Here is a 20899-nt window from a genome sequence, read left to right as displayed (position 1 = left end):
AGAGGATCTCTATGTCCCTGCGCTTCGCGCTGCTTTTGCTGTTGGCCAGCCTGTGTGCTGGTTGTGTCCTGTCGGGCGATTTCAACCCGATGAAGACCAGCAAGGGCCGCGATGAAGCGCGCGTTGCCTATGTGCAGTTGGGCTTGGGGTACTTGCAACAGGGCATGACCGAACGGGCGAAAGTACCGTTGAAGAAAGCGCTGGATCTGGATGACTCGGATCCGGATGCCAACGCTGCACTGGGTCTGGTATTCCAGGCCGAGATGGAGCCGGAGCTGGCGGATCAGCATTTTCGCAAGGCGCTGTCTTCCCGTCCCAACGATGCGCGAATCCTGAACAACTACGGCAGTTTTCTTTTCGAAGAGAAACGCTACAAAGAAGCTTACGAGCGCTTTGAACAGGCCGCCGCCGATACCTTGTATCCTGAGCGTTCGCGGGTGTTCGAGAACCTTGGAATGACCGCTTCGAAGCTGGGGCAGCGCGATCTGGCGCAGCAGCAGCTGGAAAAAGCCCTGCGTTTGAATCGCCAACAGCCACGTGCATTGCTGGAAATGGCTGAGTTGTCTTACGAAGACAGGCATTATGTGCCCGCGCGTGACTACTACGATCGTTTTAGCCTGCTCACCGAGCAAAATGCACGTAGTCTATTGCTCGGCGTTCGGCTGGCAAAAGTGTTTGATGATCGCGACAAGGCCGCCAGTTTTGGCCTGCAACTAAAACGACTCTATCCCGGCACGCCGGAATATCAGCAATACCTGTCGGAGCAATGATGAAAGCGGCGCATCCCGAAGTTGTAGCAGCGAATCGCGTTAATCCCGGTGAGACTTTGCGCCAGGCTCGCGAAAGCAATGGCTGGTCGCTGGCCGAAGTGGCCCTCAAGCTCAACCTCACCGTCAATTCCCTGAGCAATCTGGAAGCCGGCGCTTTTGACAAGCTGCCTGGGCATACCTTTGCTCGCGGTTATATTCGCGCCTACGCGAAACTGCTCGGCATGGATCAAACCGTACTGGTTCAACAGTTCGACCAATCCACCGGCACCGACTCCCAAGGCAGCAACGTTCATAGCCTGGGACGCATCGAAGAGCCGGTTCGGGTTTCCCACACCATTTTGCGAGTTGTCAGCCTGCTGTTGCTGTTCGCAGTCATTGGTGGTGGTTTTGTCTGGTGGCAGGATCAAACCTCATTGCGCAGCAAAGACCTGACTAGCCTGAGCCCGGAACACGTTGAAGTCGAAGGCGCTGACGGCACCACCCAGATCCATCCGCTGGACGAGCCGGAAGACCAGGCCGTCGCGGAAGGTCAGACTGAAGGCACCACCGCTCTTGCGTTGCCGCAGGCCGAGACCTCGGCTGAAGCGCCGGCCGAAGCTGAAGCGACTGCGCCTGCTGCACCGGTTGCACCAGCGCCAACGCCTGTTGCACCGACGCATAGCACCGCTCCGGTTGTCGCGACTCCGGCCCCGACATCCCCGACTGCTCCTGTTGTATCAACCCCGCCTGCAAGCGCTTCGGTGACTCCGACCATTCCCGCTACAACCGCGGCTGCACCGGTTGCCGGCCAAGGCCAGGTTCAACTGCAATTTACTGCCGATTGCTGGACGCAAGTGACCGATGGCACCGGCAAGGTGCTGTTGAGTGGTCTCAAGCGCAAAGGCGAAAACGTTTCCGTGAGCGGCAAGCCACCGTTTTCCGTGCGTCTGGGCTTCGCCCGTGGCGCGCAGGTCAGCTACAACGGGCAGGTGGTTGATGTCGCTTCGTTCACCAGTGGCGAGACTGCTCGCCTGAAGTTGGGTCAATAAGTCATGCACGGCGAATCTCCAATCAAACGTCGCGAATCCCGCAAGATCTGGGTCGGTAACGTGCCTGTTGGCGGCGATGCGCCTATCGCTGTGCAGAGCATGACCAACAGCGACACCAATGATGTCGCCGCCACCGTGGCCCAGATCAACCGTCTGGAAGCGGCAGGCGTCGATATCGTGCGAATTTCCGTTCCCGATATGGATGCCGCTGAAGCCTTCGGCAAGATCAAGAAGCTGGTCAAAGTGCCTTTGGTTGCCGACATTCACTTCGACTACAAGATCGCTCTGCGCGTAGCCGAACTGGGCGTTGACTGCCTGCGCATCAACCCCGGCAACATCGGTCGCGAAGACCGCGTGCGTGCGGTAGTCGATGCCGCCCGTGATCGCGGGATTCCGATCCGTATTGGCGTGAACGCCGGTTCCCTGGAAAAAGACCTGCAAAAGAAATACGGCGAGCCGACCCCGGCTGCGCTGGTTGAATCTGCCTTGCGTCACGTCGAGCACCTTGAACGCCTGAATTTCCAGGACTTCAAGGTCAGCGTGAAAGCCTCCGATGTGTTCATGGCCGTCGCCGCTTACCGCTTGCTGGCCAAGGAAATCGTCCAGCCGCTGCACTTGGGCATCACCGAAGCCGGTGGTTTGCGTTCAGGCACGGTGAAATCCGCCGTGGGCCTCGGTATGCTGCTCGCCGAAGGGATTGGCGATACTATTCGCATCTCGTTGGCGGCCGACCCGGTCGAGGAAGTGAAAGTCGGCTACGACATTCTCAAATCCCTGCATCTGCGTTCCCGTGGTATCAACTTCATCGCCTGCCCGAGCTGCTCGCGGCAGAACTTCGATGTGGTCAAAACCATGAACGAGCTGGAAGGGCGCCTCGAAGACCTGCTGGTGCCGCTGGATGTCGCGGTCATTGGTTGCGTGGTCAACGGACCGGGTGAAGCCAAGGAAGCCCATATCGGCTTGACCGGCGGCACGCCAAACCTGATTTACATCGACGGCAAGCCGTCGCAGAAACTGACGAATGACAATCTGGTGGATGAGCTTGAACGCTTGATCCGTCAGAAAGCGGCCGAAAAGGTCGAAGCTGACGCAGCAGTCATTGCGCGCGGCTAAGTCGAACGAATTTAAGGATTTATAGTGAGCAAGTCTCTGCAAGCCATACGTGGCATGAACGACATCCTGCCCGAGCAGACCCCCCTGTGGCGTCATTTCGAAGGCACCGTCTCGCGTTTGCTGGATAACTACGGTTACAAGCAGATCCGCATGCCAATCGTCGAGTTCACCGAGCTGTTCAAGCGCTCCATCGGTGAAGTGACCGACATCGTCGAAAAAGAGATGTACACCTTCGACGACCGCAACGGCGACTCCCTGACGCTGCGCCCTGAAGGCACGGCGGCCTGTGTGCGTGCAGTGCTTGAGCACGGCATCACCGGCGGTGGCCAGGTGCAGAAACTCTGGTACATCGGCCCGATGTTCCGCCACGAACGTCCGCAGAAAGGCCGTTATCGCCAGTTCCACCAGATCGGTTGCGAAGTGTTCAACCTCGATGGTCCGGACATCGATGCCGAGCTGATCGTGCTGACCTGGCGCCTGTGGGGCGAGCTGGGCATCCGTGATGCGGTCAAGCTCGAGCTCAACAGCCTGGGTACCGCCGAGTCCCGCGGTCGTTATCGCGAAGCGCTGGTCGAGTTCCTTTCGGCCCGCCTGGACACGCTGGACGAAGACAGCCAGCGACGTCTGAAGACCAACCCTTTGCGGGTTCTGGATACCAAGAACGCTGACACTCAAGCCGTGCTGGTCGACGCGCCGAAAATGGCCGACTACCTCGACGAAGAATCCCGCGTGCACTTCGAGGGCCTCAAGGCTCGCCTGGACACCGCCGGCATTCCTTACGTGATCAACCCGAAGCTGGTTCGCGGGCTGGATTACTACAGCAAGACCGTTTTCGAATGGGTCACCGACAAGCTGGGCGCCCAAGGCACCGTGTGTGCCGGTGGTCGTTACGACGGTCTGGTGGAGCAGATGGGCGGCAAGCCGACTCCGGGCGTTGGTTTCGCGATGGGCATCGAGCGCCTGGTGCTGCTGCTTGAAACCCTGGAGCAGATCCCGGAAGAAATTTCCCGTCAGGTCGACGTCTACCTCTGCGCCTTCGGTGAAGCCGCCGAGTTGGCCGGCCTGGCCCTGAGTGAACGTGTTCGTGATCAATTGTCCAACCTGCGCCTGCAAGTGAATGCCGGCGCCGGCAGCTTCAAAAGCCAGTTCAAGAAAGCCGACAAGAGCGGTGCGTTGTACGCGCTGATCCTCGGTGACGACGAAATGGCCCAGCAAGTGGTAGGTTTCAAACCCCTGCGTGGCCAGGGCGAACAACAAAGCATTGCCTGGGATGCGCTTGCTGCACACCTGGCCACCTGCGTCGTGCAGGGTTGAAGCTGTCAAACAGCCGATTTAGCGATTAAGGAGTATTGGGGTGTCGAGTACCGAAGACGAACAGCTGTCGGATTTGAAGGACTGGTGGACACGCAACGGCAAGCCCCTGGTCACTGGCGGCCTGTTGGCGCTGGTCATCGTGTTCGGCTGGCAGGCCTTTCAAAAGTATCAGAGCAATCAGTCGCAAGGCGCCTCGATGCTCTATCAGCAACTGCTGGAAACCACGCTGACGCCAGACGGCAAGCCTGATGCCGCTCGTGTTGCGGACCTGGCCGGCAAGCTCAACAGCGAGTTCGGCGGTAGCGCTTACGCGCAGTACGGCAGCCTGTTCGTGGCAAAAGTTGCGGTCGACAGCGGCAAGCTGGATGACGCAGCCAGCGAGCTGAAAGCCATTGTTGCCAAACCGGCCAACCCGGCGCTGGGCGAAATTGCTCGTCAGCGTCTGGCGCAGGTGCTGGCCGCGCAGAACAAGGCCGATGAAGCCCTGAAACTGCTTGAAGGCGATGCCGATAAAGCATTCCTGGCCACTCGCGAAGAACTCAAAGGCGACCTGCTGGTGCAGCTGGGTCGTACCGACGAAGCGAACACGGCGTATCAAAAAGCCAAGGCGGCACTGTCGGATGAAGCGGCAGTGGGTGGCCTACAAATCAAGCTGGACGATCTGGCCAAAGGGGATGCGTGACGTGATTCGTTGGAAACATGCAGCATTGCTGGCTCTGGCCATATTGGCCGCGGGTTGCAGCAGCAACAGCAAAAAAGAACTGCCACCGGCCGAGTTGACCGACTTCAAAGAAGAAGTGGTTTTGCAAAAGCAGTGGAGTCGTTCGATCGGTGACGGTCAGGGCGATTCGTACAACATGCTGGTTCCGGCGATCGATGGCGATACCATCTATGCCGCCGACGTCACCGGTGTGGTGATGGCGATGGATCGCAGCAATGGCGACGTCAAATGGAAGAAAGATCTCGAATTGCCTGTTTCCGGCGCTGTTGGCGTCAGTTACGGTCTGCTCCTGATCGGTACGATCAAGGGTGAAATCGTTGCCCTGGACGCCATCAACGGTGAAGAGAAATGGCGCGCTCGCGTGTCCAGTGAAGTCCTCGCACCGCCGGTCAACAACGGTGATGTCGTTGTAGTTCAGACTCAGGATGACCGTCTGATCGGTCTGGATGCCGCTACCGGCACCCAGCGCTGGTTGTATGACAGTACTCCGGCGGTATTGACCCTGCGCGGCACCAGTGCGCCGATCGTCACCAACCGCCTCGCGGTGGCTGGCCTGTCGACCGGTAAAGTGGTCGCTCTCGATATTTCCAACGGCGTGCCGGTATGGGAACAACGTGTAGCCATTCCACAGGGTCGTTCGGAACTGGAGCGCGTTGTCGATATCGACGGCGGCCTGCTGCTGTCCGGCGGTACGCTGTATGTCGCCAGCTATCAGGGTCGCGTTGCGGCACTGGATCTGGAAAGCGGTCGTCAGCTCTGGCAGCGTGATGCTTCCAGCTATGCCGGTGTCGCCCAGGGTTTTGGCAACGTCTATGTGAGCCTGTCTTCGGGCACCGTTGAAGGCGTCGACGAACGTTCTACCACAGCCTTGTGGAGCAACGATTCGCTGGCCCGTCGTCAACTGTCGGCTCCGGAAGTGTTCTCCAGCTATGTTGCAGTCGGTGATATGGAAGGTTACCTGCATCTGCTGAGTCAGGTGGACGGTCGTTTCGTCGGCCGCGAGCGCATCGACAGCGACGGCCTGCGTGCCCGTCCGCTGGTGGTGGGTGACACGATTTATCTCTATGGCAACAGTGGCAAGCTGGAAGCCCTGACCATTAAGTAAATGGTTTGACTATGCTTGGGGTTAACACCCCAGGCGGCCCCGTTCTGCGGGGCTCGCAGCGCTTACAGGCGCTGCCCCGAGCACCAGCCGCTGCCTCGCAGCGGCTTTTGTATTTTCTGAAATAACGAAGTGGAGAGCCGCATGGTTCCCGTAATCGCCCTGGTGGGCCGACCGAACGTCGGCAAGTCCACCTTGTTCAACCGCCTGACCAGGACTCGCGACGCCATCGTCGGCGACTTGTCCGGTCTGACCCGTGATCGCCAATACGGTGAGGCCAAGTGGCAAGGGCGTTCCTACATTCTGGTCGACACCGGCGGTATCTCCGGTGACGAGCACGGTATGGACGAAAAAATGGCCGAGCAGTCGCTGCTGGCCATTGAAGAAGCGGATGTCGTTCTGTTCCTGGTAGATGCCAAGGCCGGTTTCACCGCCGCCGACCAGATGATCGCCGAGCATTTGCGCAAACGTAACAAGCGTTCTTACGTGGTTGCCAACAAGGTCGACAACATCGACCCTGAAATGGCCCGCGCCGAATTCGCCCCGTTGGGCATGGGCCACGCGATCCCGATCGCCGGTGCTCATGGTCGTGGCATCACCCAGATGCTGGAAATCGCCCTCAGCGACTTCCCGAAAGACGATGACGAGCTGGAAGAAGGCGAGGAAGAGATCGTTGCCGAAGGCGAGGAAGCCAAGCGCATTCCTGGTCCTAGCGAAAAAGACGGGATCAAGATCGCGATCATCGGCCGCCCGAACGTCGGCAAGTCCACCCTGGTCAACCGCATGCTCGGTGAAGACCGGGTAATCGTCTATGACGAGCCCGGCACCACCCGCGACAGTATCTACATCCCGTTCGAGCGTAACGACGAGAAGTACACGCTGATCGACACCGCCGGTGTGCGCAAGCGCGGCAAGATCCACGAAGAAGTCGAAAAATTCTCCGTGGTCAAAACCCTGCAGGCGATCAAAGACGCCAACGTGGTGATCTTTGTGATGGACGCCCGCGAAGGTGTGGTCGATCACGATCTCAACCTGCTGGGCTTCGCCATTGAGTCGGGTCGTGCGCTGGTGATCGCGATCAACAAGTGGGACGGCATGACGCCGAGCGAGCGCGACTTCGTGAAGGTCGAGCTGCAACGTCGACTGTTCTTCGTTGATTACGCCGACATTCACTTCATCTCGGCCCTGCACGGCACGGGCGTGGGCAACCTCTACGCCTCCGTACAGAACTCGTTCAAGTCTGCGGTCACCCGCTGGCCAACCAACCGCCTGACCACGATTCTGGAAGATGCGGTTGGTGAGCACGCGCCGCCGATGGTCAACAACCGCCGGATCAAGCTGCGCTATGCCCACTTGGGTGGTGCTAACCCGCCGATCATCGTGATTCACGGTAACCAGATCGAGAAGGTGCCGAAGTCTTACGTTCGTTACCTGGAAAACACTTACCGTCGTGTCTTGAAGTTGGTCGGTACGCCGATCCGCATCGAGTTCAAGGGCGGCGAGAACCCGTACGAAGGCAACAAGACCTCGCTGACCGATCGCCAGGTCAACAAGAAGCGTCGCATGATGTCGCACCACAAAAAGGCCGACAAGAAGCGCCGCGACAAGCGCTGATTCACAACCCCACACCATTTTGTGTGTGGGGGCTGTTGTGGCGAGGGGATTTATCCCCGTTGGGTGGCGTAGCCGCCCCAAAACCATCCACTGCGGTTTGTCAGATAAACCGCGGTGAAGGGTTTACGACTACTTCGTAGCCGAACGGGGATAAATCCCCTCACCACAATGTTTAGAAGAAGGGTGCCAATGGGCGCCCTTTTTTTATGGGCGCTGGATGGGCTATTCTCGGGTTCTCCCGCGCCGCCGTAGAGCCGGGTGCAGAGCAGGGAATCACCGATGATCACCAGTAAGCTGCCGAATGTCGGCATCACTATCTTCACTCAGATGTCTCAGCTCGCGGCGCAAACCGGGGCGCTGAACCTGTCCCAGGGTTTTCCCGATTTCAATGCGCCGCAGGCCCTGTGCGATGCGGTCGGTCGGCATATCGCCAGTGGCCACAACCAGTATTCGCCGATGACCGGCCTTCCTGCATTGCGTCAGCAGATTGCGGCGAAGATCGCCCGCAGCTACGGCGTCAACGTGGATGCCGACCATGAAGTAACTGTCACGCCCGGTGCGACCCAGGCGATTTTTTGCGCCATTCAAGCGGTTATCCACAGCGGTGACGAAGTGATCGTTTTCGATCCGGCCTACGACAGTTATGAACCTTCGGTTGAGTTGGCCGGTGGTCGCTGCGTTCATATGCAACTGGGCCTGAATGACTTCGCCATCGACTTCCAGAAGCTGGGTGAAGCCATTACCCCACGCACGCGGATGATCATCCTCAACACCCCGCACAACCCAAGCGGCGCGCTGATCAGTCGTGCCGAACTGGATCAGCTGGCGGCGTTGATTCGCGACCGCGACATCTATGTCATCAGCGATGAGGTCTACGAACACCTGGTGTTCGATGGCGTGCCTCACGTCAGCGTGCTGAATCACCAAGAGCTGTATCAGCGCGCTTTCGTGGTCAGCTCCTTCGGCAAGACTTATCACGTCACTGGCTGGAAAACCGGCTACGTGGTAGCACCGCCGGCGCTCACCGCCGAGCTGCGCAAGGTTCACCAATACGTCAGTTTCTGCGGCGTGACGCCGTTGCAATACGCCTTGGCCGACTTCATGGCCGAGCACCCGGAACACGTCGAAGAACTGCCGGCTTTCTATCAGGCCAAGCGCGATCTGTTCTGCGATCTGTTGGCGACTTCGCGCTTCAGTTTCACCCGAGTGGCCGGCACGTATTTCCAGTTGGTCGATTACTCGCAGATCCGCCCGGACCTCAATGATGTCGAGATGGCGCTGTGGATGACCCGCGAACATGGCGTGGCGAGCATCCCGATCTCGGTGTTCTACCAGACCCCGCCCGAAGGCCAGCGCCTGGTGCGCCTGTGCTTCGCCAAACGCGAGGAGACCCTGCGTGAAGCAGCGGCAAAACTATGCGTGATCTGAGTGCACTGCCCAACCTGAACATCGCGCTGATCCAGACCACCTTGGCCTGGCACGATCGTCAGGCCAATCTGGAGCATTTCGAGCCATTGCTGGAACAGGCTCGAGGCGCTGACCTGATCATCCTGCCGGAGATGTTCACCACCGGTTTCTCGATGGAGTCCGAGACCCTCGCCGAATCGGAAAACGGTCCGACCAGCAAATGGCTGCGGGTTCAGGCAGCGAAACTGGATGCGGTGATCACTGGCAGCGTGATCGTCCAGGCGGCTGACGGCAGCCATCGCAATCGCCTGTTGTGGGCGCGGCCGGACGGGGAGGTGTGGCACTACGACAAGCGCCATCTGTTCCGCATGGCCGGCGAACACAACCACTTCACGCCCGGCGAGCGGCAGGTGCAGTTCGAACTCAAGGGCTGGCGAGTGAGGCCGCTGATTTGCTATGACCTGCGCTTTCCGGTCTGGAGTCGCGATGCTCAGGACACCGATTTGCTGCTGTACACCGCCAACTGGCCGGGTGCGCGGCGTCAGCACTGGAACCGTTTGTTGCCAGCGCGGGCGATCGAAAACCTCTGCTACGTGGCGGCGGTGAATCGCATTGGTACTGACGGCAAAGGTTTCGCGTATACCGGCGACAGTCAGGTGCTGGACTTCCAGGGTGAGACGTTACTCAGTGCGGGCGAAGCTGATGGGGTGTTTCAGGTAGTTCTGAACGCTGCGGATCTTCAGGCTTATCGAACACGCTTTCCAGCGAACCTGGATGCCGATACGTTCGAGTTCACCTGATATCGTCGCTGCCTGACCTGCCGTCATCGCGAGCAGGCTCACTCCCACAGTAGATTGTGTGAACCCCCAATTTTGTGTTCATCCAAAATCCAATGTGGGAGCGAGACCGGCTTGCCGGCGATGAGGCCATGACAGACGACTCAAAAAATACAGGCAAACAAAAAGGCCTCGAGGTTCGCACCTCGGGGCCTTTTTTGTTTCAGCGAAGGCTTACGCCGCTTTCGCTTCCGGCTGGCTCAGCGAGCGGTTAAGTGCGCTGAACAGGGCTTTGAAGCTGGCGGTAGTGATGTTTTCATCGATACCGACGCCGTGCACCGCACGTTCACCGTTCACGCGCAGTTCAATGTAGGCGGCAGCCTTGGCATTGGTGCCCGAACCGATGGCGTGTTCGTTGTAGTCCATGATCTCAACCGGAATCGGCAGGCCGGCCACCAGCGCCTCCAGGGCACCGTTGCCCTTGCCACGCCAGTGCAGGTTGGTTTCGCCCTGACCTTTGCCAGAGACTTCCACTTCGACGGCGCTGTGACCGTTTTCTTCCTGCAGGCGATGGCTGACCAGCGCGTACGGCGTGTTGGCCTGCAAGTACTCGCTGTGCAGCAGCGCGTGGATCTGCTGAGCCGTCATCTCGAGGCCCAGACGGTCGGTTTCACGCTGCACAACCTGGCTGAACTCGATCTGCATGCGGCGCGGCAAGCTGATGCCGTATTCCTGTTCCAGCAGGTAAGCGATACCGCCCTTGCCCGACTGGCTGTTGACGCGGATCACCGCCTCGTAGCTGCGGCCAATATCGGCCGGGTCGATCGGCAAGTACGGCACTTCCCACAGGGCGTCCGGTTTCTGCTGGGCGAAGCCCTTGCGGATGGCGTCCTGGTGGGAGCCGGAGAACGCGGTGTGAACCAGGTCGCCGACGTACGGGTGACGTGGGTGCACCTGGATCTGGTTGCATTCTTCGACGACTTTGCGCACGCCGTCGATGTCGGAGAAGTCCAGCTCAGGGTGAATGCCCTGGGTGTAGAGGTTCAGCGCCACGGTCACCAGGTCGACGTTACCGGTACGTTCGCCGTTGCCGAACAGGCAGCCTTCGACGCGGTCGGCGCCGGCCATCAGGCCCAGTTCGGTAGCTGCAACGCCAGTGCCACGGTCGTTGTGGGTGTGCAGGCTGATGATCACGCTGTCACGACGGTTGATGTGACGGCCGAACCATTCGATCTGGTCGGCATAGATGTTCGGGGTCGCGCATTCGACGGTGGCGGGCAGGTTGAGAATCACCTTGTGCTCAGGCGTCGGGTTCCAGACTTCGATGACTGCGTCGCAGACTTCTTTGGCGAACTCGAGCTCGGTGGCGCTGAAGGTTTCTGGCGAGTATTCGAAGGTCCACTCGGTGTTTGGCTGCTGGGCGGCATATTTGACGAACAGCTTGGCCGCGTTCACGGCGATGGCCTTGACCCCTTCCTTGTCCTGGTTGAAGACAATGCGGCGGAAGGAAGGAGAGGTGGCGTTGTACAGGTGAACGATGGCTTTCTTCGCTCCGCGCAGGGATTCGAAAGTGCGCTCGATCAAATCTTCACGGCCCTGGGTCAGCACCTGAATGGTGGTGTCGTCCGGGATGTGGTTGCCTTCGATCAGGGTGCGCACAAAGTCGAAGTCGGTTTGCGAAGCCGCCGGGAACGACGCTTCGATTTCTTTAACGCCGACCGACACCAGGGTTTTCCAGAAACGCAGCTTCTTGACCGCGTCCATTGGCTCGATCAGCGACTGGTTACCATCACGAAGGTCGGAGCTGCACCAGATCGGCGCGGCGGTGATGGTCTTCGACGGCCAGGTACGGTCCGGGATGTCGATGGTCGGGAACGCGCGGTATTTCGAAGACGGGTCTTTGAGCATGCTCATCGGAAAATCCTTATTGTGTGGGCCGAAAAAAGGCGGCCTGCCGGTGGATCAAATGTTCTGGGGATAAAGCGTAGGACGAGGCACCGCGATTCAGCCTGGCAGTCGTGCACTGACAAGGCACAGGCTGCGGTGCTGGCGAAGCTGAATGAGGGTGTGAGAGGTTTTCATGCCCTCAACCCTAACCGCGAGGGTGAAGGATGGCAAGCGGTCGAAAAAAATTGAGAGGAATTCTCGAAAAGTCGTGGTTATCGAGATTTTATTGCGGTGAACGGTGGTGATTGTTTTTATGTTTGCGCGAGGTTTGAGCGATGCGCAATTGAAGGCTTTTGGGGGTGGGGCGTGTCAGCGCGGCTATTCTTAAAGCTTCACCAAGGACTACTGGCAGGCAGGAGTCGGCAATGAACGAGTCGGATTGGAAGCTTTACAGCGTACTGCGTCCGTTGGCCCATGAGCGGCTGTGCATCCGGATCATCGAAGAGGTCGAGCGCATAGTGCTGGATAAAAGCATTGCACCTTATGAGCGGATAGAAGCCAGCGAAGAAAGGTTGAAGGCGGGTCAACAGGAGCTGTATTGGGCGTTTGGCGTGTTCAGGCACTCACGCAATGAGGCCTCTGCTCACTTGCTGGGGTTGTGTACTCATGAGTTGATCAGCGCTGAAGAGTTGGCGGGATTCTCGGAGGAAACTCAGGCCTGGATCAAAGAATGCCTGGCGCACAGGGAAATTCATGGGATTGAGGATCTGGAGGCTGAATAAGCGGTCGCCTGTGATGCCCCCATCGCGAGCAGGCTCACTCCTACAGTTGATCTATGGCGAACACAAATCCAATGTGGGAGTGAGCCTGCTCGCGATGGGGCCGGCAGCCTCAACAACTATCTATGGCTGAAACGCCCCAATGAAAATCGCCGGATCCACCCGTGCATCATTCAGGCTGACGTTCCAGTGCATATGCGGCCCGGTCGCGCGCCCGGTGGCGCCGACTTTCCCGACCACACCACCGCGGGCCAATTGCTGGCCAACCTTCACGTCGATTTTCGACATGTGGCAAAACATGCTGATAAACCCTTGTCCATGATCGACAAACACCGTGTTGCCGTTGAAAAAGTAGTTGCCGATCAGAATCACCTTGCCGGCCGCCGGGGTTTTGATTGGCGTACCGGCAGGCACAGCGAAGTCCAGGCCGGAGTGGGGATTACGCTCTTCACCGTTGAAGAAGCGGCGCACGCCGAACTTGCTCGACAGCGGGCCGTTGACCGGTTTGTCCAACAGCAAATTGCTCGGCGTATTCGGGCTGAACGTGCGGTAGGCAGTAATCTGCTCGGCCAATTCGCGCTCAATGCGCTTGAGGTTTTCCGGGTTCGGATTGACCTGCTGCGTGTTCTTCAAGGTGATGTGCTGTTCCGGGTATTTCTTGTTACCCACGTTGAAATTCAGAGTGCGACCGCCACTGCTGACCTGCTGCGTGCCCGGTTTGACCGTCAGCGGCACACCGACAATCGCCAGCCAGTTGTTCTGTTCCTTGACCACCAATACGGGTTTGCCCTGATAACTGGCCTTCGGCGCCTGCGCAGAGGCACCCAGATCTACCACGGCCACGCCGCCCGGCACCGGTTTGTTCAAGAGGCGGGTGATGTAACTGTCGGCGTGGGCGTTGAAGGTCAGGCACAGCAACAGCAGCGGAGCTAAAAAACGCGGCATGGATCAATCCAGTAAAGAAAGGGTGACGGGCGTCAGGTGATTGTCTTCGACGCGCACTTGCAGTTCGCCTTCACCCAGTTTGGCTTTCAGGCGCTGACCATTGTGGGTTTGCGCGGCGTTGCGGATCGCGTTGCCGCGTTCGTCCAGCAAAATGCTATAGCCACGGCCGAGGGTCGCCAAAGGGCTGACCACATGCAGCGTCTGCATCTGGCTTTGCAGTTGCAGGCGACGGGATTTGAGCCCTTCGCGCATGGCACGGGGCAGGCGTTCGGCAAGGCTGTCGAGGCGCTGACGGAGCATCGCCAGTTGCCGTCCCGGATGTTGCCCGGCGAGGCGGGTTTCGAGGCGGATCAACCGTTCGCGACGGGTATTGAGGCTGCGTTCGAACGCCCGGCGCATGCGCATGTCCAGATCGTCCAGGCGCTGCGCTTGCTGGCGCAGACGTTCACCGGGATGGCGCAAGCGGCGAGACATGCCTTCCAGGCGCAGTCGATCACGCATCAAACGGTCGCGGATACGCATCACCAGACGTCGATGCAGGCTTTCGAGCCGACGAACCAGGTCACTGGAATCCGGCGCGAGCAGTTCGGCAGCGGCGGACGGCGTCGGGGCGCGGACGTCGGCCACGAAGTCGCTGATCGATACGTCGGTTTCATGGCCGACGGCGCTGACAATCGGCGTCACGCAGGCATCCACGGCGCGGGCCACGGCTTCTTCGTTGAAGCACCAGAGGTCTTCCAGCGAGCCGCCGCCACGGGCGAGGATCAACGCGTCGAAACCGCGAGCGTCCGCCAGTTTCAATGCGCGGACAATCTGCGCAGTGGCTTCGCGGCCCTGCACGGCGGTGGGGATCAATGTGAGTTGGATCTGCGGCGCACGGCGGCGGAATACGCTGATGATGTCGCGGATCACCGCGCCGGTGGGCGAGCTGATGATGCCGATGCGTTGTGGATGCGCTGGCAGCGGCACTTTGCGTTCGGCGCTGAACAGGCCTTCGGCGCTGAGTTTTTCCTTCAACGCATCGAAGGCCAGACGTAGCGCACCGTCACCGGCCGGCTCCACGGTATCGAGGATCAACTGATAGTCGCCACGACCCTCGAACAGCGAAACCTTGCCGCGCACCTTCACCGCCAGGCCATCCTTCAAGGCCTGACGAACCCGCGCCGCGTTCTGCCGGAACAGCGCGCAACGCACCTGGGCACCGCTGTCCTTGAGGGTGAAATACACGTGGCCGGACGCCGGACGGGCGAGGTTGGAGATTTCGCCTTCAACCCAGATGTTGCTGAACACGTCTTCGAGCAACACCCGCGCACGGCCGTTGAGCTGGCTGACAGTCAGGACTTCACGGTCCAGGCCGAGTCTTGCAAAGGGATCTTTAATCATGGGGCGCAGTTTAAAGGCATTCGGCAAACAATCTCCATGATCCAACAAAAATCCCCTTGTAGGAGTGACCCTGCTCGCGATTGCAGTGTGTCAGTCGACTGAACTATTGAATGTTAAACCGCTATCGCGAGCAGGCTCGCTCCCACAGTGAACGGTGCAGGTGTTGATGAAGTGTTGAACCAGCGCCGTGGGATTCTGCCGGCAGGCGAGGGCGACGGTGCTGTGGCAATCCGGATCGGCGAGGGACAGGAAGTGGATGTCGGGGGGCGCAATGTCCTGCATCGATTCCGGCAGCAGGGCGATGCCGAACCCGGCCTGGATCAATTGCAGTTGCGTGGTTTTGCGCGATACCACTCGTGCCGCTTTCGGGAAAAATCCCTGGCGCATGCACAACTCGGCGGACAGATAACTCAACCCGCCACGCTGCGGATGAGGAATCGAGATAAAGGCTTCATCCTTCAATTGCGCCAGATCGATGCCTTGAGCGGACTTATCCACAGCCAGCCTGTGATTGGGGGGCACGGCCAGCAGCAAGCGCTCGTTGTACAAAGGAACAATCTGCACACCTTCACGTTGGCGCAATACCGGCAGGCGCAGCAGTCCGACATCCAGTCGATTGTCGGCCAGCGCTTCAAGTTGCGCTTCGGAAGACAGTTTGACGATGTCCATGGACACGCCGGCATGCTGATCCAGATAGTCGCTGATGCCTCGCAGCAGTCGTCCGCTCATGGGCACGGTGCTGGAATGGCTGAGGCGCAAAGTGCCGAGTTCTCCATTGCCGACCTGGGTGGCCATCTCGCTGGCTTTGGTCAGTTCATTGAGCAGGTTTCTGGCCCGGGGCAGGAAAGCTTCACCGGCCGCCGTCAGCCGGGGCTGGCGTGCGGTGCGTTCGAACAATGGCGTTTGCAGCCGGGTTTCCATGTCCTTTATTTGCCGGCTCAGGGCCGACTGGGCAATGAACAGCCGTTCGGCCGCGGCGCTGAAGCTCCCGCAGTCGGCGATTTCCACGAAGTAACGCAATTGGCGGGTTGAAAGCACCAGTCATGCCTTTTTGAGATGGGTGGGTGGCTTTGAAGATATTAGTCGCAAGACTCGGCGCTGGCTAAAGTCATCACAGGTATTCGAGGAAGCCGTGCAGATGAATGTGCTTGAGCTGTTGAACCAATGGCCATTCGGCGCTACGGATTGGCTGGTGATCGGATTGGGCATCGCCCTGGCTTACATCGTGTTTGGTATCGCCGGGTTTGGCACCGCGTTGGTGGCGGGGCCGATTCTGATTCTGTTCATGCCGCTGTCGAAGATTGTGCCGTTGCTGGTGTTGCTGGATTTCGTTGCGGCCTTCGGCAATCTGCTGCCTTCGCGGCGGGATGTGGCGAAGCCTGAGTTGTTGCGGCTGCTGCCGTGCATGGCGGTGGGCTGCACGCTGGGGGTGATTTTTCTGTTGAACCTGAAATCCGATGTGTTGCTGCTGTTGATGGGGCTGTTTATTAGCGCTTATGCGATTTACAGCTTGTGGGTCAAAACCCGTCCGACGCAATTGTCCGCCGGTTGGGCCGTGCCGATGGGCACGGTGGGCGGGATGTTCGGGGCCTTGTTTGGCAGTGGCGGCTTTTTATATGCGATCTATTTGAACAGTCGCCTGCCCAAAGAGGCGGCCCGGGCGACCCAGAGTGCGCTGATCAGTTGCAGCACGGTGGTGCGCTTGAGCCTGTTTGCTGTCGCGGGTGTGTACGCCGAGCTACCCTTGTTGGTATTGGCCTTGTGTCTGTTGCCGGCCATGGCATTGGGGCTGTGGATCGGCCGGCGGTTGACCATGAGATTGTCCCGCGAGGCGTTTGTGCGGTTGGTGACCTGGTTGGTGCTGGCCAGCGGAATTGCCTTGATCGGACGTTATTTGAGTGCTTGACCGGATTTCGTCAGGGATTAAGCTGCCGGCCGCAAACCCTGTGGGAGTGAGCCTTTGTGGCGAGGGGATTTATCCCCGTTCGGCTGCGAAGCAGACGTCAGCTCATTAATGCGATTGGACTTTGAAGTGCTGGGGCCGCTTCGCGACCCAACGGGGATAAATCCCCTCGCCACAAAGGCTCACTCCTACAAGGGTGAATATTCAGTATTTGCAGAGTCTGCACCCATGAATTCGCAAAGCATTATTGTCCCGAAAATCTCCACACTGCCGGTGCACGAACCCCGGGCCCGGGCGGTCGTGCGTTGGCTGGTGCGCAAGAACATCATTAAAGAAGAACTGACCACTTGTGGTCGCACTGGCAACCGCATGGCTCATGCCATCGCCGACGGTGCCCGCGCTGTGGTGCTGCATCCTGAAGCGCTGCCGTTCGGCGAACCGATCAATGGCCTGGAGATCATCACCAAGCGCTGCATCTATACGCCGGCCAAGGGTTTTCTTGAAGAGGCGGGTTGCGCCGAGTGCCGCAAGGAAGTCGGCGAAGCGCTGTTCGAAAGCCTGGAAGACTGGATGCCGGGGCGCACCGATAACTTCACGTGTCCGGAGTGCGGGCATGAAGATGACATCAACGGCTTTCTTTTCCTGCAGGAATGCGGCTTTTCCAACCTGGGGTTTATCTTCAACAACTGGGCCGAGGCCGGGTTCAAACAGAGCTTTATCGACGAATTTGCCGATTGGCTCGATCAGCCTGTCAGTTGGGTGAAAGTCGAACTGTAGGAGCACAGCTTGCTGGCGATGGCGGACTTAAGAGCGCCATCGCGGGCAAGTCGGGCCGCACCGCTTGTTCCTACAGAATTCGGCGTTAAATACCCGTCGATCGACCGTGTCGATAATAGACAGAGTTTTACATTGAACCCGAGGGGGTGTCTGACTATAATGGCGCGCTTCCATTTTCCCGCTCGGGAGCCCCCGCGATGCTGCGTATCAGCCAAGAAGCTCTGACATTCGACGACATTCTCCTAGTGCCCGGTTATTCCGAGGTGCTTCCTAACGAAGTCAGTCTCAAGACCCGCCTAACCCGTGGCATCGAGCTGAATATTCCTCTGGTTTCTGCCGCCATGGACACCGTTACTGAAGCCCGTCTGGCAATTGCCATGGCTCAGGAAGGTGGCATCGGCATTATCCACAAGAACATGACCATCGAGCAGCAAGCTGCCGAAGTGCGCAAGGTCAAGCGTTATGAAGCCGGCGTGGTCAAGGACCCGATCACCATCGAGGCTGACGCCACGGTTCGTGAACTGTTCGAACTCACCCGCCAGCACAACATCTCCGGCGTTCCGGTACTGCACGATGGCGACCTGGTCGGCATCGTCACTTCCCGTGACGTACGTTTCGAAAACCGTCTGGACGCCTCCGTCCGTGATGTGATGACGCCTAAAGAGCGTCTGGTCACGGTCAAGGAAGGCGCCGACAAGAACGACGTCCGCGAGTTGTTGCACAAAAACCGTATCGAACGCGTGCTGATCGTCGACGACAAATTTGCCCTCAAAGGCATGATGACCGTCAACGACATCGAAAAAGCCAAGGCCTACCCGCTGGCCAGCAAGGACGATCAAGGTCGTCTGCGTGTTGGCGCTGCTGTCGGTACCGGTAAAGACACCGGTGATCGCGTAGCTGCCCTGGTCAATGCCGGCGTTGACGTGGTGGTGGTCGACACCGCTCACGGTCACTCCAAAGGCGTGATCGACCGCGTTCGCTGGGTCAAACAGAATTTCCCTGAAGTGCAGGTCATCGGCGGCAACATCGCCACCGGCGCTGCCGCCAAGGCTCTGGCCGAAGCGGGCGCCGATGCGGTCAAGGTCGGTATCGGCCCAGGCTCTATCTGCACCACCCGTATCGTCGCCGGTGTCGGCGTCCCGCAAATCAGTGCCATCGCCAACGTCGCCGCTGCCCTCGAAGGCACTGGCGTTCCGTTGATCGCCGACGGCGGCATCCGTTTCTCCGGTGACCTGTCCAAGGCCATCGTTGCCGGTGCTTCCTGCGTGATGATGGGCTCGATGTTCGCCGGTACTGAAGAAGCACCGGGCGAGATCGAACTGTTCCAGGGTCGTTCGTACAAGGCTTACCGCGGCATGGGTTCGCTGGGCGCCATGTCCCAGGCTCAAGGCTCCTCCGATCGCTACTTCCAGGACTCCTCGGCAGGCGCCGAGAAACTGGTTCCGGAAGGGATCGAAGGGCGTGTTCCTTACAAGGGCACCCTGAGCGCCATCATCCATCAACTGATGGGCGGCCTGCGTTCCTCGATGGGTTACACCGGCAGTGCCGACATCGAAGAAATGCGCACCAAGCCTGAGTTCGTGCGGATCACCGGTGCTGGCATGGCCGAGTCCCACGTTCACGACGTACAGATCACCAAAGAAGCGCCAAACTACCGCGTAGGTTGAGCCTTCCAGCAATAAGTTAAGCAACCGGGGCTGTTTTCAGCCCCGAGTTGTTTCTGATTTTCTTCACCGAACTGCATAGACGAGACTGACCACATGGCCCTCGACATTCACGCTCACCGCATCCTGATCCTCGACTTCGGTTCCCAGTACACCCAACTGATTGCCCGCCGCGTGCGTGAAATCGGCGTGTACTGCGAACTGCATCCGTTCGACATGGACGACGAAGCGATCCGCGAATTCGCTCCAAAAGGCGTCATTCTCGCCGGCGGCCCCGAGTCCGTGCACGTCGCCGACAGCCCGCGCTGCCCGCAAGCAGTGTTTGACCTGGGCGTACCGGTCTTCGGTATCTGCTACGGCATGCAGACCATGGCTGAACAGCTGGGTGGCAAGGTCGAAGGTTCCGAGCTGCGTGAGTTCGGTTACGCCCGTGTCGACGTGGTCGGCAAGAGCCGCCTGCTCGACGGCATCGAAGACCACATCGACGCCGACGGGCTGTTTGGCCTCGACGTGTGGATGAGTCACGGTGACAAGGTCACCAGGATGCCGCAGGAATTCCACATCCTGGCCAGCACTCCGAGCTGCCCGATCGCCGGCATGTTCGACGACGCGCGCGGCTACTACGGCGTGCAGTTCCACCCGGAAGTGACCCATACCAAGCAGGGCGGTCGCATCCTCTCGCGCTTCATCCTCGACATTTGCGGCTGCGAAGCCCTGTGGACGCCTTCGAAGATTGCTGAAGACGCCATCGCCAACATTCGCGCCCAGGTCGGCACCGACAACGTACTGCTCGGCCTGTCCGGCGGTGTGGACTCCTCGGTGGTTGCCGCGCTGCTGCACAAAGCCATTGGCGACCAGCTGACTTGCGTCTTCGTCGACAACGGCCTTCTGCGTCTGCACGAAGGCGAGCAAGTGATGGCCATGTTCGCCGAGAACATGGGCGTCAAGGTGATCCGCGCCAATGCCGAAGATCAATTCCTCGACAACCTGGCCGGCGAGTCCGACCCGGAGAAGAAGCGCAAGATCATCGGTCGTACCTTCATCGACGTCTTCGATGCCCAGTCCAACAAACTGGACAACATCAAATACCTCGCACAAGGCACCATCTACCCTGACGTGATCGAGTCGGCTGGCGCCAAAAGCGGCAAGGCTCACGTGATCAAGTCGCACCACAACGTGGGTGGCCTGCCGGAAGAAATGAACCTCAAGCTGGTTGAACCCTTGCGCGAGCTGTTCAAGGACGAAGTCCGTCGTCTGGGCCTGGAACTCGGCCTGCCGTACGACATGGTCTACCGTCACCCGTTCCCGGGCCCGGGCCTGGGCGTGCGGATCCTTGGTGAAGTGAAGAAGGAATACGCCGACCTGCTGCGTCGCGCCGACCATATCTTCATCGAAGAACTGCGCAAGGCCGACTGGTACCACAAAGTCAGCCAGGCATTCGTGGTGTTCCAACCGGTGAAATCGGTTGGCGTGGTCGGCGATGGCCGTCGTTACGCCTGGGTGGTTGCCCTGCGTGCCGTTGAAACCATCGACTTCATGACCGCGCGTTGGGCGCACCTGCCTTACGAACTGCTGGAAACTGTTTCCGGCCGGATCATCAACGAAATCGAAGGCATCTCCCGCGTCACTTACGACGTGTCGAGCAAGCCGCCAGCGACCATTGAGTGGGAATAATCCCGCGCAAGCCTTGATGGCTTGATCGCAGGTAACTGAAAG

General features: G+C 59.2%; 18 protein-coding genes. 14 read left to right on the top strand and 4 right to left on the bottom strand.

Translation table 11 applies throughout. From position 1 onward, the window contains the following. The first annotated feature begins 11 nt into the window (after positions 1-11). The 9 genes from pilW (at position 12) to ACYZUA_RS26305 (ending at position 9869) form a co-directional block, all read left to right on the top strand. Positions 12-770 (top strand): type IV pilus biogenesis/stability protein PilW, encoded by a 759-nt coding sequence (pilW, locus tag ACYZUA_RS26345; RefSeq protein WP_461961208.1) that lies wholly within the window; start codon positions 12-14, stop codon positions 768-770. Beyond that, positions 770-1798, top strand: a complete 1029-nt coding sequence (locus tag ACYZUA_RS26340; protein WP_461961207.1) for a RodZ domain-containing protein — start codon at positions 770-772, stop codon at positions 1796-1798. The genes pilW and ACYZUA_RS26340 overlap by 1 nt, the downstream gene beginning before the upstream one ends. Positions 1799-1801: 3 nt before the next feature. Further along, a complete protein-coding gene (ispG, locus tag ACYZUA_RS26335; protein ID WP_008147751.1) occupies positions 1802-2911 on the top strand; it encodes a flavodoxin-dependent (E)-4-hydroxy-3-methylbut-2-enyl-diphosphate synthase in 1110 nt (369 codons plus the stop codon). Between the two features lie 24 nt (positions 2912-2935). Next, positions 2936-4225, top strand: a complete 1290-nt coding sequence (gene hisS, locus ACYZUA_RS26330; protein WP_461961206.1) for a histidine--tRNA ligase — start codon at positions 2936-2938, stop codon at positions 4223-4225. 40 nt (positions 4226-4265) lie between these two features. Next, entirely contained in the window at positions 4266-4907 is a 642-nt protein-coding gene (locus tag ACYZUA_RS26325; protein WP_095131572.1) for a tetratricopeptide repeat protein, read from the top strand. Beyond that, a complete protein-coding gene (bamB, locus tag ACYZUA_RS26320) occupies positions 4900-6051 on the top strand; it encodes an outer membrane protein assembly factor BamB (protein WP_461961205.1) in 1152 nt (383 codons plus the stop codon). Before ACYZUA_RS26325 ends, bamB begins: the two co-directional genes overlap by 8 nt. A 141-nt stretch (positions 6052-6192) precedes the next feature. Further along, complete coding sequence (gene der / locus ACYZUA_RS26315; protein ID WP_008147761.1) at positions 6193-7662, top strand: ribosome biogenesis GTPase Der; 1470 nt, start codon at positions 6193-6195, stop codon at positions 7660-7662. 279 nt (positions 7663-7941) lie between these two features. Beyond that, positions 7942-9090: a pyridoxal phosphate-dependent aminotransferase gene (locus ACYZUA_RS26310; RefSeq protein ID WP_461961204.1), complete on the top strand. Its 1149-nt coding sequence runs from the start codon at positions 7942-7944 to the stop codon at positions 9088-9090. Continuing rightward, the gene (locus tag ACYZUA_RS26305; protein ID WP_095131624.1) at positions 9078-9869 is read left to right on the top strand and encodes an amidohydrolase; all 792 of its coding nucleotides are present in this window, start codon (positions 9078-9080) and stop codon (positions 9867-9869) included. The genes ACYZUA_RS26310 and ACYZUA_RS26305 overlap by 13 nt, the downstream gene beginning before the upstream one ends. A gap of 210 nt (positions 9870-10079) precedes the next feature. Here the strand turns inward: ACYZUA_RS26305 and leuA are convergent, their stop codons facing one another. Further along, positions 10080-11759, bottom strand: a complete 1680-nt coding sequence (gene leuA, locus ACYZUA_RS26300; RefSeq protein ID WP_008147766.1) for a 2-isopropylmalate synthase — start codon at positions 11757-11759, stop codon at positions 10080-10082. 398 nt (positions 11760-12157) lie between these two features. Between leuA and ACYZUA_RS26295 the strand changes: the two genes are divergently transcribed. Further along, entirely contained in the window at positions 12158-12514 is a 357-nt protein-coding gene (locus ACYZUA_RS26295) for a hypothetical protein (protein ID WP_461961203.1), read from the top strand. Between the two features lie 120 nt (positions 12515-12634). On the opposite strand, the gene ACYZUA_RS26290 is transcribed toward ACYZUA_RS26295, so the two are convergent. From ACYZUA_RS26290 to ACYZUA_RS26280, 3 genes are all read right to left on the bottom strand, one after another. Then, complete coding sequence (locus ACYZUA_RS26290) at positions 12635-13456, bottom strand: peptidoglycan DD-metalloendopeptidase family protein (RefSeq protein ID WP_461961202.1); 822 nt, start codon at positions 13454-13456, stop codon at positions 12635-12637. A gap of 3 nt (positions 13457-13459) precedes the next feature. Then, positions 13460-14839: an exodeoxyribonuclease VII large subunit gene (gene xseA / locus ACYZUA_RS26285; protein WP_461961201.1), complete on the bottom strand. Its 1380-nt coding sequence runs from the start codon at positions 14837-14839 to the stop codon at positions 13460-13462. Between the two features lie 90 nt (positions 14840-14929). Beyond that, positions 14930-15877, bottom strand: coding sequence for a LysR family transcriptional regulator (locus tag ACYZUA_RS26280; protein ID WP_461961200.1), 948 nt, complete (start codon positions 15875-15877; stop codon positions 14930-14932). A gap of 100 nt (positions 15878-15977) precedes the next feature. Here ACYZUA_RS26280 and ACYZUA_RS26275 point away from each other — a divergent pair, with 100 nt between their 5' ends. The 4 genes from ACYZUA_RS26275 (at position 15978) to guaA (ending at position 20857) form a co-directional block, all read left to right on the top strand. Beyond that, on the top strand, positions 15978-16745 hold the full coding sequence (locus ACYZUA_RS26275; RefSeq protein ID WP_461961199.1) for a sulfite exporter TauE/SafE family protein: 768 nt from the start codon (positions 15978-15980) through the stop codon (positions 16743-16745). Between the two features lie 225 nt (positions 16746-16970). Continuing rightward, positions 16971-17519 (top strand): hypothetical protein, encoded by a 549-nt coding sequence (locus ACYZUA_RS26270; protein ID WP_046046046.1) that lies wholly within the window; start codon positions 16971-16973, stop codon positions 17517-17519. Positions 17520-17716: 197 nt separating this feature from the next. Beyond that, positions 17717-19186: an IMP dehydrogenase gene (guaB, locus tag ACYZUA_RS26265; RefSeq protein WP_461961198.1), complete on the top strand. Its 1470-nt coding sequence runs from the start codon at positions 17717-17719 to the stop codon at positions 19184-19186. A gap of 93 nt (positions 19187-19279) precedes the next feature. Continuing rightward, entirely contained in the window at positions 19280-20857 is a 1578-nt protein-coding gene (gene guaA, locus ACYZUA_RS26260; RefSeq protein ID WP_008147787.1) for a glutamine-hydrolyzing GMP synthase, read from the top strand. Positions 20858-20899 lie beyond the last annotated feature (42 nt).

It is taken from the genome of Pseudomonas sp. LS2P72, assembly GCF_054897865.1.
This window is presented reverse-complemented; position numbering and strand designations above follow the sequence as displayed.